The following is an 11,656-nucleotide window of genomic DNA, read 5'->3' as shown; positions in this document are numbered from 1 at the left end:
AATGCGGCATAGCCATCAATCCCTTTTCTCAGATCAGTAACACCGGTCACAAGATACAGCTTACCGATCTTGTCAAAGGGCATCATAGATCTCTGCAGAGGCGAATGATTCTCTGCAGTTCCAGATCGGAAATGCCATCATCATAAGAAACCTGAATGCCATTGAAACTTACTGTCGTCTCAGTAGGATGACTGATAACAACAGGACATAACTGACAGGCGCTGTCATCCTGGTATTTATTCTTAAAATAGTAAAAAGCCCGTGGCTTCATCCCGATATGACTGCAGAACTCTTTGACAGACTCACCCGATAATTCAAACTGATCCCAAAGCAATTTCCATTCTTCTTCATTCATAACAAACAGGACCTCCTTTACTGCATACAGTATCGGAAATCCTGCTGTTTATTGAAAGACGGTGTTACTTTGACGCTTACGTTTTTTTTGCATGAAAAAAGACTTCCTGCCTGGAAGCCTTTCATTTGCTCATTTTGCTTTCTTGCGAAGATACAGACAGATGCCTGTAAAAGGACACTGCTGGCATACCGGGTGCTGGGCATGGCAGAGATAGCGGCCAAAGAAGATCATCTGATGATGGGCCTGAATCCACCTGTCACGGGGGATCTTGCGTTTCAGTTTGCGTTCCACATCCATCAAGCTGTCATCCACTTTGGCAAGCCCGAGCCGTTTGGCAATGCGGTTGACATGGGTATCCACAGCCAGTGCCGGTACATTGAAGCATTCTGACAGGATGACATTGGCACATTTGCGGCCAACACCGGGAAGTGAAGTCAGATCCTTCATATTATCCGGCACTTTGCCATCAAAGCGTTCCACGATGCCTTTGGCCATGCCCTGAATGGATCTGGCTTTATTACGGTAAAGACCGAGTGATTTGATACAGTCAGCGATCTCATCCAGGCTGCCATTGGCCAAAGCATAGACATCCGGATATTTTGCAAACAGAGCCGGTGTGACACGGTTGACCGATGCATCGGTTGTCTGGGCAGACAGCACAACCGCAACGGCCATCTGATAGTTGTCAGCGTGCACAAGCTCACAGCGTGCATTGGGAAACAGCTTTCCCATTTCATCCAGAATTTCTACGGGTGTCATATGTTCCATCAGTGTGACAGCTCCCATTCCATCTTTTCTGCGGTCATGCCCTTCTTCTGCCAGTCAGAAAGGATCTTGTCAACATAGGCAATGGACAGCTGCTGGTAGGCACTTGCCTGGCGCAGAGCATATAGAATCAGACGTTTATCAATTGTCCGGTTCCATTCACTGATCTTCTCCATTTCCTTCGGATTCAATGTCCGGCCGAATTCTGTTTCAAAGGCATCAAACAGTGAGGCATCCATCAATCCTGCCTCTTTTGCTGTATCTGCCTCAAACAGGCCATCCAGACTCCAGACAACACCGCTGCGGCTGACCTTGATCTCCAGATACTTTCTGGCACATAACAGAGAGACAGCTTCATCCACTTCTTCCTGTTTCATTTTGGTCTTGGCCGCAAGGCTTTCCATCGTGACGGGAATATGCTTTTCATTGTTGAAATCGATCACCAGCACAAGGATGGCCTCCTTTGCAGAAAGATCCAGCAGTTCCAGATGGTCAAGAATCCAGTCGCGGTGTGAAACAAAACGTTCCTGATACCACTTCATGTGACGGTACTGGCTCAGCTTTCAAAGCGCTGCTGGGGCTGGTCTGCCCACAGTTCTTCCAGGCGGTACTGCTTTCTTGTCTCTTCGGTAAAGATATGAACAACCACTTCCCCAAGATCCAGAAGCACCCATGTACTGCCGGAGGTTCCTTCTCTGCTCTTGACTTCATAGCCCTGCTTTTCTGCTGCATCCTGTACATAGTCTGCCAGAGCATTTGCCTGGCGCACATTGGCAGCTGTGGCAATGACAAATGCATCCGTATATGGAGATACGGCTCTCATATCCACTGTGACGATATCTTTTGCCAGCTTATCGCTCAGCGTTTTTACTGTTAAATCCAAAAGCTCAGACATCCAAGCCCTCCTTTTCTTCCCTGTATGCCTTTGATTCCTGCATGATTAATGCCGCAGCCTGATCCAGATCCTGCAGGGCAAGATTCATTTCCTTTGTTGTGTCATAGCCGCGTCCCGGCTCAATCTTATCAGCAATGTAAAGCACCTTATCCAGATCACTCTGACCATCTCCCAGGGTGTGGTGGGCAATGGCATGCAGGATACGCTCATCATGCATATCAAGCTGCTGACGGCAGAAAACGACGGCCGTATAGCTGTGCCAGATCTTCGGTGACAGTTTCAGCCATTCCGGCATATCTCTGGCAATGACCTTTCTGCTTTTCTCATCGGGCCAAGCCTTTGTCACATCGTGCAGCAGCCCTGATTTATAGGCTTCCAGAGGATCCATATGATGGGCTATAGCAATCGTTCTGGCCGTTTTGGCTACACCAAGGGAATGTGTATAGCGGTGCGGCTTGCAGTTGGCTCTGGCTACACAGTCATAGTACCAGCCGTTATCATTCATCATCTGCCTCACAGCTTTTGGTGAACGGAAGAAATCACCGGCACGCACCCTGGCTTCCTCTTTTTCGGCATCCTCAAAGGAATATGCTTTGTCATCCTTGCATACCTGATCACACAGTTCCATGTGGCGGTATGGTGCAATGGCCGTTTCCAGCATCTTTCTTCTTTCTGCCATGGTGCATATGCCATTGCCAAACGGCACCAGGTACAGTGTGGAAAGACTATGCTTTTTGATCAGATGCTTGGCATAGTCAAGCTCAGAAGACGTGATGGGATCAAAGGGACAGATCAGTACGGCTTTCTTCATGGCAGCAGAATCACCGGCTCCTTTGCCTTCTTATACAGAATGATCGTACGGCCGATGATCTGCACAACCTCACTTTTTGTGTGCATGGCAAGATCAAAAGCAAGTTCCTTCAGATCATCATTCGGACATGTCTTCAATACACTGATCTTGACAAGTTCTCTTGCCTTCAGGGCATTGGCAACCGTATCAATCAATGTATCACTGAGGCCATCTTTGCCAATCTGAAAGATTGCCCGTTCTGTCTGCGCCAGAGAGCGCAGATAGGATTTCTGTTTTCCATTCAGCATCTTCTTACAGCATCGCCTTTCTAAACGTTACACTCACATCATCTGGGGCCATGACTCTTACACCGTCCATCTGTCCGGATACACACATCCAGCCAAGCCCGCCGATCACAGCATCCATTTTTGCCATATGCTTGCCCGCAGACACCGTGCGGAATTTTTTCTGCAGCGGCACCGGCACAAACAATTCGCCATAGTGCTTTTCAAACAGTTCCTGGGCATGGTCTGCCTTGCAGCGGTGGATGCTCAGACTGTCCGACAGATAGAATACCGCAGAGGCATGGTCACAGCCAAGTACATCAAAGCGGGCAAGGCCGCCGATGATGAACGACTGGTCTTTATTAACCTGATAGATCTGCGGCTTGATGGTTCTCGCCGGCAGCACGGTCTTGAGATCTTCTTCTTTAACATCCATCAGAATACTGCCGGTGATTTCAATACCGGGTGTATCGATGTAGGTATGTCCATCTATTTCCAGCTGGTTGAAATCCAGGGTTGTGCCAGGATACCGGGAACTGGTCAGCAGTGTTTTGCCAAGCATGCTGTTAAGCAGCGTGCTCTTGCCGGCATTGGCTCTGCCCATGACAACGACATCACGGCCATGGGCATACATATTCACAGCATCCTTGATTTCCTGCACCCCTTCGCCATGCAGGCGTGAAGTCAGAATCAGCCCCTTGATATGAATGCCCTCTTCCTTCAGTCTGGCAAAGACAAAGCGGGCAATCTTTTCATGATTGAGTGTATCCGGCAGAATATCCCGCTTGGCCGCCACCATGATGATGTCATCTGTATTGATGCGCCTGTTCAATGATGGAATCAGGCTGGCTTCAAAGTCAAACAGATCCACCACCCAAAGGACGAGTGCATTCATGGACGCAATACGGTCCAGTACCGTATCAGGATCAATGCCTTTGCGCATGGAAACGGTCAGGTCATCGTAATGCATCAGACGGAAACAGCGCTGACAGTATTCACTGTCTTTTTTCGGGGTATAGCCCGGGGCGGATGGGTCATCATACTGCAGTGTGATGCCGCATCCCTTACAATTTGCCATAATATTCTCCTTTATGTGGAATGTGATGATCCAGATGCTGCAGAACTTCTGCCATCATCCGGTTCATTCTGCCAAAAATATGATCTTTTTCAGACAGTGGGTCGACCAGAATAGTCATCATTCCCATGTGATTACCGCCAAAGATATCTGTCAGGATCTGATCACCAATCACAGCTGTCTCCTGTGGTGTGCAGCCATACCGGCGCAATACCCGCCTGAACCCCTGCGGCAGAGGTTTCAGTGAAAAAGGATAGCAGGCAATGTGCAGCTGTTCACAGCGGCTGCGGGTGATCTTTGACACATTGTTGGAAACAACGACCGGCATGATTCCTTCTTTGCGCAAGGCATCAATGAAACGGTGTGCCTGTACCGGCACAACCATTTCACAGGATGGAATCAGCGTATTATCCATATCCAGCACAGCCAGACGGATCCCGCGTGCTTTGAGCCTTGCAGGGTCAATGCTGTTCATATTCTGAATATAGAAATCCGGCCGAAACTGGTTACCCATTATTGACTCCGTCATCAAACAGGCTGATCTTCTCCACATCATCATGGACATCCTGTTGTTCCCCTTCAGGATAATCGATGATGCGGCACTCTTCAATTCCTTTTTGAATCAGGAAGCCCGGATGCAGGTCTGCAGTCTGGCTGAAACCAGTATCATTCTTTTTCAGCGGAATCTCTGATGCGGGTATCACATGTTCCTCAGGATCCAGGAACGTGATCGTACTGCCGGCATCCACAGCCATATCACGATACAGCACAGAAGGATTGCTCTTGTTCTTTTTACAGATCAGGCTGCCGCGGGCAGGTCTTGAAAGCTCAGCAATTTCTTCTGTTTTGATACGCTTGAGGCCGCCGGTTGTACTGGCAAACAGCACCGTATGGCTGCCGGGATGGATGACACATCCAAAGGCAAGCCCGTCTTTCTGGCCAAAGGACATCGCCTTGACACCCTTGCTGCGGATGCCGGTAGATGGAATCTGGTCAATGCTGAACTGATAGGCATAGCCCTGTTTTGATACCATCGCCAGATGATCGCCTTCATAGACACAGAAGGCATCCAGCAGCTGGCTTTCTGAACCAATGTTCATACATGGCATCACTTTGGAATTGCGCTCCACCTTGAACAGGGAAACCGGTGTCTTCTTGACATAGCCGCCGCTGGAAATGGTAACAATGGAAGCATAGGTATGGAAGTCTTTGACAAGGATCGCAGCAATGATCTTGTCATCTCCTTCAATGCGGACCACCTTGTTCAGGTGCATGCCGATATCCTTCCATCTGCCCTCTTCAATCTGCCATACCGGCAGGCAGGCATAGTTGCCATGGCTTGTGAACAGCAGCAGTGTATCAACCGTATCACACTGCAGGCTGCCAATCAGCATGTCGCCTTCCTTCAGGCCGGTCGGCTGATCCTGTACAGCCCGGTAAGAGCGCAGCGATACACGCTTGATATAGGAATCTCTTGAAACTGTCACAACAACCGTCTCATTGGCAATCATGGAAGTCTTATCAATGACAAGCTGGGATACTTCATCTTCAATGACAGTACGCCTTGGATCATCATATTCTTTCTTCACCTGGCGCAGTTCTCTGACAATCACGGCATTGAGCATTGCCGGATTCTCAATGATAGCTTTGGTATCCTCAATCTGGTTGACAAGCTCGGCAAACTCCTGGCGCAGCTGCACAATATCTGTATTGCTCAGTCTGTACAGACGCAATGACACAATGGCTTCGGCCTGAGGCTCATCAAAGCCAAAGGAAGCCATCAGGTTCTTTTTGGCATCTGCCTTGTCACGGGAAGCACGGATGATGCGGATGATCTCATCCAGGATGGACACTGCTTTCATCAGTCCTTCAATGATATGGCATCTTGCTTCCATGCGGTTCAGCTCATAGTGAGAGCGCCGCAGCACTACTTCCCTTCGGAAGGCAATGAAGGCATCCAGCAGGCCGATCAGGCCGACCTGTACCGGCCGTTTGTCAATGATGGCAACATTGTTATAGGAGTAATAAATCTGCAGATCTGTATTCTTGTACAGATAGTTCAGTACCATTTCGGCATCGACATCCTTGCTGACATCAATCACGATGCGCAGGCCATTGCGGTCAGATTCATCACGGACATCCATGATGCCGTCAATCTCTCTGGACAGACGGATTTCATCCATCTTTTTGACAAGCTGTGCCTTGATGACCTCATACGGGATCTCAGTGATGATGATCTGCTGACATGTTCTGGCATCAACGATCTGGCATTTGCCGCGCACCACGATTCTGCCTCTGCCGGTCGCAAAGGCTTCCCGGATGCCCTTGGCCCCCTGGACAATGCCGCCGGTAGGAAAATCAGGACCTGGAATAATCTCAAGCAGATCATCCAGTGTACAGTCCGGATTGTTCAGGCGGTAAATCGTGGCATCCACGACTTCACCAAGATTGTGCGGCGGCATGTTGGTGGCATAGCCGGCTGCAATGCCGGTAGCACCATTGACCAACATGACCGGAAACGGCACTGGCAGTACCGTCGGTTCATTCTCGGTATCATCAAAGTTCGGCGCCATTTCCACGGTGTCCTTGTCCAGATCATCTTCCATGACCTGGGTGACCTTGGCAAGGCGCACTTCGGTATAACGCATGGCAGCGGCGGGGTCATCATCGATGGAGCCGTTGTTGCCATGCATATCAATTAACGGCAGACGCACCTTCCAGTCCTGTGACATACGAACCATGGCATCATAGACCGATGTATCGCCATGGGGATGGTAATTACCAATGACAAGACCAACCGTCTTGGCGGACTTGCGGTAGGCATGATCCCACGTATTGCCATCATGGTACATGGCATACAGAATACGCCGCTGCACCGGTTTTAAACCATCTCTGGCATCCGGCAGAGCACGTTCCTGAATGATGTATTTGGCATAGCGGCCAAACCCGCTGCCCATGATATCTTCAAGCAGTTCCGGAATGTATTTGGTCTTGTCTTCTATTTTTTTCTTCTTTGCCATTATTCCTCCACCTTGAAGTTATCTTCCAGCGTAAACGAAATATTGTCCTCAATCCATTTGCGGCGTTTCTCTGCCTTGTCACCCATCAGCACGGAAACCCGCTTGTCTGCCATGGAATTGTCATCAATGCCAACCCGGATTAAGGTTCTGCTTTCAGGATCCATGGTTGTCTCCCACAGCTGGGTTGCATTCATTTCACCAAGTCCCTTGTACCGCTGGATTTCACACTTGCCAAGCTTTTTGCGCAAAGCATCCAGCTCATCATCACTGTAGCAGTAAGTGCTTTGTTTGCCCTTTGTGACTTTATACAGGGGCGGCAGGGCAATGTATACCATGCCATGCTCAACCAATGGCCGCATATAGCGGTAAAAGAATGTCAGCAGCAGGATCTGGATATGAGAGCCGTCATCATCCGCATCGGTCATGATAATGACCTTGTTGTAGTTGCTCTCCTGCCAGTCAAAGTCTGCTCCGACCCCGGCGCCAAGTGTATAGATCAGGGTGTTAAGCTCTTCATTTTTCTCAATATCCTGCATGGTGCATTTCTCTGTGTTCAAGACCTTTCCACGCAGCGGCAGAATCGCCTGATAGCGGGAATCTCTGCCCTGTTTGGCAGAGCCGCCGGCGGAATCACCCTCAACCAGGAAAAGCTCCTTGATGGAAGCATCCTTTGTCTGGGCTGGTGCCAGCTTGCCGGAGAGCACTCTTTCCTGGCGGGAGGAACGCTTCCCCTTTCTGGCATCATCACGGGCCTTGCGGGCTGCCTCTCTTGCCTGGGCTGCTTTCATCATCTTGCGCACCAGCATGTCAGACTGGCTGCGGTTTTCTTCCAGCCAGAAAGCAAGCTTGGCGGAAACGACATCATCGACAGCACTCTTGGCCTGCGGGGTACCAAGTCTTCCCTTGGTCTGTCCTTCAAACTGCAGGATTTCTTCCGGAATAGAAACAGAAAGAATCGTGGTCAGGCCTTCCCGCACATCCGATCCTTCCAAGTTCTTGTCACGTTCTTTTAACAGACCGTATTTTCTGGCAAAGTCATTGACTGCCTTGGTGAAAGCTGTCTTGAAGCCGACTTCGTGTGTGCCGCCATCCGGTGTGCGCACAAGGTTGACAAAGGAATAGGTATTTTCCTGATAGCCGTCATTGTACTGAAAAGCCACATCCACATGGATGCCCTGAGAATCACCGGAAAATTTCACCGGCGGCATGAGCACTTCCTTGTCTTCGTGCAGATAATCCAGGAAGGAGATCAGGCCATCCTGGTAGCAGAATACTTCTTTGGCTTCTCGATGAGGGCGCTTGTCTTCCACTTCGATCGTGATCCCGGATAAAAGAAAAGCTTCTTCTCTTGCTCTTTCCGCCACAACATCAAACTTGAAGTCTACGGTCTGAAAGATGGTGGGATCCGGTTTGAAGCGCACAATGGAGCCAGTGCGTTTTGTCTTGCCAAGTTTTTCCAATGGTCCTACTACAGAGCCGCCTTTTGAGAATTTCATGCGGACAAGCTGGCCGTCATGGGCAACTTCTACCGTGAGCCATTCACTGAGGGCATTAACGACGGAGGCACCGACGCCATGCAGGCCGCCGGCTGTTTTATAGCCGCCCTGGCTGGTGAATTTTCCGCCGGCATGGAGCACAGTAAAAATAACTTCAAGGGTGTTTTTTCCGCTGGGATGGGTGCCGATCGGCATGCCGCGGCCCTCATCTGCCACCGTGCAGGAGCCATCCTGCTCCAGTGTAATCGTAATCTTTTTGCCATAGCCGTTGATTGCTTCATCGACGGCATTATCTACAATTTCCCAGATCAGGTGATGAAGGCCATGGCCATCCGTAGAGCCAATATACATGCCTGGGCGCCTTCTGACCGGCTCCAGGCCTGTCAGAATCTGTATGCTGTCATCTTCGTATTTTCCTGTCATATCTTCCTCACTTCAAACATATGGATTGTATCACGCTGCCTGTTTTGACAATGTCATTATCATACCACGGTGCATGATCGAACACAGAATGAATCCCAGAGTCACACCAGTATGATAAAATGTACGTCGGAGGTCGCAATATGAAAGTATTTCTTGTCATACTCATCAGCTACCTGTTCGGCTCGATCCCCTGGGGCCTTGTCATCGGCAAAGTATTTTATCACAAAGATATCCGAAAGGAAGGCTCCGGCAATATCGGCGGCACAAATGCGGGCCGTGTGCTTGGTAAGCCGGCAGCCATCTCGGTCACCCTGCTGGATGCCTTCAAAGCATTTATTTCCATGTGGATTGCCAGCATGATTGATCCTGATGCCATTCTGCTGGCAGGACTTGCTTGCGCGATCGGACACTGTTTCCCTGTCTTTGCCCAGTTCAAGGGCGGCAAGGCCGTCGCAACTGCCTATGGTTATTTCCTTGGCATCACCGTTTTCATCACCCATTCCTGGTTCTGGAATTTCTTCTGGCCGATCATTCTGTTCTTTGCCATCCTGTATTTTACCAGGATTGTTTCCATTTCTTCGATTTCAGCAGTCGGTATTGAAACCATCACAAGTCTGATTGTCAACCGCAGCAATCTGCAGGTCTTTGTATGCCTGCTGATTCTCTGGGCGCTGATTACATATCGTCATAAAGCAAATCTGATCCGTATTAAAAATGGCACGGAAAGCCATATCAAATGGATGGGTGAGCGCCATGGGAACCGTTGAAGAATTTACACTGGATATTGCTCCTTTTACGCAGTCACCCCGTAAGATCTGGGTGTATCTGCCCGCTTCCTATGCAGCATCGCACAAGAAGTATCCGGTTCTGTATATGTTTGACGGCCACAATCTGTTCTATGATGAAGTGGCGACCTATGGCAAATGCTGGGGTATCCGAGAATACCTCGATAAATCCGGACTGGATCTGATTGTCGTTGGTCAGGACTGCAATCACATTGGCAATGGCCGCATGGATGAATACTGTCCTTTCAAGCCAGTGAAGATCAAAGGCTGGGAAGATACACAGAAAAAAGGTGACATCACTGCAGAGTGGTTTGTGAATGTCCTCAAGCCTGCCATTGAGAAGCGTTATCGAGTACGCACTGATAGGAATCATATCGGCATCGGCGGCTCTTCCATGGGCGGTCTGATGGCCGATTACATGGCAGCCCGTTATTCTGATGTGTATGGTAAGTTTGCCTGTATCTCTCCGGCAACCGAGTTTGCCTATAAGCGCTGTCTATCTTTGATCCAAACTTCAAAGATCAATCCAAAGACGCGTATTTACCGCTCCTTTGGCGCGGAAGAGGTCAAAAGCAGAAAGACGGAGATGAAGATGATCTCAAGGCTGATGGATCTTTCCAATGCCTTCAGTGATCATGGCTGTCTTGTCCATAACCGCATCATTGTCAATGGCGGCCATAATGAAGCCACCTGGGAATCCATTGTCCCGGAGATGATTGCCTTCCTGTTTCCTGAGCTGAATGCCTGATGGCATTCTTTTTTTATCCCAGCAGAATGCCTAGCATGATCAGATACTGGGCAGGCACATAGGTTTCCATGACGCCATGGATATGGGGATTGCCAAAGCGCTCCCAGGCCACCAGGGTATCCGAGAGAACAAAGATCAAAGAGCCCGCAAAGGAAAGTGCATATGCAAAAACAGGATGTACACTGAGAGCGCAAAGTGCACTGAATGACATGAATGCAATTACACAGAGATATACAAGGCATGACAGATAGAGCTTCTTTTCCATCTTCGGCCAAAGTGCATGCATGACGATGCATGCATACAGTACATACAGGGCCAGAGCTGAAAATATCAAAGGATGAACATGGTAAGGACGGATGGCATGCAGGAAGTGAATGCTGTAAAAGACATGGCCAAGCAGAAAGGAAATAAGGCCGATGACAAAGTGGGGATCATCCTCCTTTAATAGAAACAGATCACCAAGCCATCCTGCCCCCAGGCCGGCCAGCAGGAAAAAATCCAGTGTGTGATTCTGTCTGATGCAGAACAGAATGTAAATCAGGGAAATACATGGCATCAGCAGTCCCTTGGACCAGCGGCGTAAACCATGGTACTTATAATACAGATCCAGCATCCAGAAGATGCACAGAGCAATGTGTGCAGTGATCAATCCAATAGCCAACATAAAAAGGACAGTTCTCCTGTCCTTTATTATAGCCGATAACGCTTATTGTTTTTCAGGTTCAGTCCTAATTCCTGTTGATAGTTGCACTCAGAAGTCATGAGAATTTCCTGCTGGCATCCATGATCTTCAGGAAGAAATATTCATCATCTGGATAGCCGTATCCTTTGCGTCTCAATGTTTTTATCATCTGGTTGGTTCCTTCAACTTTGCCGGATGAGATATGGACTCTTGCATGAGAGATAATTCCTTTCATGTGTTCCTCCAGCAGCTTGGCAAACCACATGAAATGCTTGTTCTCTGTTGCTTTGCAGGTGCGTATGATCCGGTTAATATGAATCTTCATGCCTCTTTCAGTA

General features: G+C 49.1%; 14 protein-coding genes. 2 read left to right on the top strand and 12 right to left on the bottom strand.

The annotated features are described in order from the left end of the window. Nucleotides 1-82 precede the first annotated feature (82 nt). The 10 genes from tnpA to parE all read right to left on the bottom strand — a co-directional run bounded on the left by tnpA (nt 83) and on the right by parE (nt 9,103). On the bottom strand, nt 83-355 hold the full coding sequence (tnpA, locus tag SOI44_RS10165) for an IS66 family insertion sequence element accessory protein TnpA (RefSeq protein WP_331349102.1): 273 nt from the start codon (nt 353-355) through the stop codon (nt 83-85). Nucleotides 356-484: 129 nt separating this feature from the next. Beyond that, nucleotides 485-1,141, bottom strand: coding sequence for an endonuclease III (gene nth, locus SOI44_RS10160; RefSeq protein WP_442914591.1), 657 nt, complete (start codon nt 1,139-1,141; stop codon nt 485-487). Then, a complete protein-coding gene (locus SOI44_RS10155; RefSeq protein ID WP_331349101.1) occupies nt 1,123-1,662 on the bottom strand; it encodes a DnaD domain-containing protein in 540 nt (179 codons plus the stop codon). The genes nth and SOI44_RS10155 overlap by 19 nt, the downstream gene beginning before the upstream one ends. A gap of 14 nt (nt 1,663-1,676) precedes the next feature. After that, nucleotides 1,677-2,015 (bottom strand): ribosome silencing factor, encoded by a 339-nt coding sequence (gene rsfS, locus SOI44_RS10150; RefSeq protein WP_331349100.1) that lies wholly within the window; start codon nt 2,013-2,015, stop codon nt 1,677-1,679. After that, on the bottom strand, nt 2,008-2,826 hold the full coding sequence (gene yqeK / locus SOI44_RS10145) for a bis(5'-nucleosyl)-tetraphosphatase (symmetrical) YqeK (RefSeq protein ID WP_331349099.1): 819 nt from the start codon (nt 2,824-2,826) through the stop codon (nt 2,008-2,010). The genes rsfS and yqeK overlap by 8 nt, the downstream gene beginning before the upstream one ends. Further along, a complete protein-coding gene (gene yhbY, locus SOI44_RS10140; protein WP_331349098.1) occupies nt 2,823-3,113 on the bottom strand; it encodes a ribosome assembly RNA-binding protein YhbY in 291 nt (96 codons plus the stop codon). Before yhbY ends, yqeK begins: the two co-directional genes overlap by 4 nt. Nucleotides 3,114-3,117: 4 nt before the next feature. Beyond that, nucleotides 3,118-4,167 carry a ribosome biogenesis GTPase YqeH gene (gene yqeH, locus SOI44_RS10135; protein WP_331349097.1) on the bottom strand — a complete coding sequence of 350 codons (1,050 nt, stop codon included), beginning with the start codon at nt 4,165-4,167 and terminating at the stop codon, nt 3,118-3,120. After that, entirely contained in the window at nt 4,154-4,678 is a 525-nt protein-coding gene (locus tag SOI44_RS10130) for a YqeG family HAD IIIA-type phosphatase (protein WP_331349096.1), read from the bottom strand. The genes yqeH and SOI44_RS10130 overlap by 14 nt, the downstream gene beginning before the upstream one ends. Next, entirely contained in the window at nt 4,671-7,184 is a 2,514-nt protein-coding gene (gene parC, locus SOI44_RS10125) for a DNA topoisomerase IV subunit A (RefSeq protein WP_331349095.1), read from the bottom strand. The genes SOI44_RS10130 and parC overlap by 8 nt, the downstream gene beginning before the upstream one ends. Beyond that, the gene (gene parE, locus SOI44_RS10120; RefSeq protein ID WP_331349094.1) at nt 7,184-9,103 is read right to left on the bottom strand and encodes a DNA topoisomerase IV subunit B; all 1,920 of its coding nucleotides are present in this window, start codon (nt 9,101-9,103) and stop codon (nt 7,184-7,186) included. The genes parC and parE overlap by 1 nt, the downstream gene beginning before the upstream one ends. 140 nt (nt 9,104-9,243) lie before the next feature. On the opposite strand from parE, the gene plsY reads away from it, so the two are divergent. Beyond that, nucleotides 9,244-9,870 carry a glycerol-3-phosphate 1-O-acyltransferase PlsY gene (gene plsY / locus SOI44_RS10115; RefSeq protein WP_331349093.1) on the top strand — a complete coding sequence of 209 codons (627 nt, stop codon included), beginning with the start codon at nt 9,244-9,246 and terminating at the stop codon, nt 9,868-9,870. Continuing rightward, nucleotides 9,857-10,636 carry an alpha/beta hydrolase gene (locus SOI44_RS10110; protein WP_331349092.1) on the top strand — a complete coding sequence of 260 codons (780 nt, stop codon included), beginning with the start codon at nt 9,857-9,859 and terminating at the stop codon, nt 10,634-10,636. Before plsY ends, SOI44_RS10110 begins: the two co-directional genes overlap by 14 nt. A gap of 13 nt (nt 10,637-10,649) precedes the next feature. Here SOI44_RS10110 and SOI44_RS10105 read toward each other — a convergent pair whose 3' ends face one another. Together SOI44_RS10105 and SOI44_RS10100 are read right to left on the bottom strand one after the other, a co-directional pair. Next, nucleotides 10,650-11,300 (bottom strand): lysoplasmalogenase, encoded by a 651-nt coding sequence (locus tag SOI44_RS10105; RefSeq protein ID WP_331349091.1) that lies wholly within the window; start codon nt 11,298-11,300, stop codon nt 10,650-10,652. A gap of 94 nt (nt 11,301-11,394) precedes the next feature. Continuing rightward, on the bottom strand, nt 11,395-11,656 hold a 262-nt coding region (locus SOI44_RS10100), incomplete at its 5' end, for a transposase (protein WP_331349090.1).

This window comes from Lactimicrobium sp., from assembly GCF_036453465.1.
Lineage (GTDB): Bacteria > Bacillota_I > Bacilli_A > Erysipelotrichales > Erysipelotrichaceae > Bulleidia.
Note: the sequence above shows the minus strand (reverse complement) of the source record. Positions and strands in the feature narration are given on the sequence as shown.

Bases quoted from the DNA above. Each gene is read 5' to 3' on its own strand.
- tnpA (WP_331349102.1), bottom strand. From the start codon at position 355: ATGAATGAAGAAGAATGGAAATTGCTTTGGGATCAGTTTGAATTATCG.
- nth (WP_442914591.1), bottom strand. From the start codon at position 1,141: ATGGGAGCTGTCACACTGATGGAACATATGACACCCGTAGAAATTCTG.
- SOI44_RS10155 (WP_331349101.1), bottom strand. From the start codon at position 1,662: ATGAAGTGGTATCAGGAACGTTTTGTTTCACACCGCGACTGGATTCTT.
- rsfS (WP_331349100.1), bottom strand. From the start codon at position 2,015: ATGTCTGAGCTTTTGGATTTAACAGTAAAAACGCTGAGCGATAAGCTG.
- yqeK (WP_331349099.1), bottom strand. From the start codon at position 2,826: ATGAAGAAAGCCGTACTGATCTGTCCCTTTGATCCCATCACGTCTTCT.
- yhbY (WP_331349098.1), bottom strand. From the start codon at position 3,113: ATGCTGAATGGAAAACAGAAATCCTATCTGCGCTCTCTGGCGCAGACA.
- yqeH (WP_331349097.1), bottom strand. From the start codon at position 4,167: ATGGCAAATTGTAAGGGATGCGGCATCACACTGCAGTATGATGACCCA.
- SOI44_RS10130 (WP_331349096.1), bottom strand. From the start codon at position 4,678: ATGGGTAACCAGTTTCGGCCGGATTTCTATATTCAGAATATGAACAGC.
- parC (WP_331349095.1), bottom strand. From the start codon at position 7,184: ATGGCAAAGAAGAAAAAAATAGAAGACAAGACCAAATACATTCCGGAA.
- parE (WP_331349094.1), bottom strand. From the start codon at position 9,103: ATGACAGGAAAATACGAAGATGACAGCATACAGATTCTGACAGGCCTG.
- plsY (WP_331349093.1), top strand. From the start codon at position 9,244: ATGAAAGTATTTCTTGTCATACTCATCAGCTACCTGTTCGGCTCGATC.
- SOI44_RS10110 (WP_331349092.1), top strand. From the start codon at position 9,857: ATGGGAACCGTTGAAGAATTTACACTGGATATTGCTCCTTTTACGCAG.
- SOI44_RS10105 (WP_331349091.1), bottom strand. From the start codon at position 11,300: ATGTTGGCTATTGGATTGATCACTGCACACATTGCTCTGTGCATCTTC.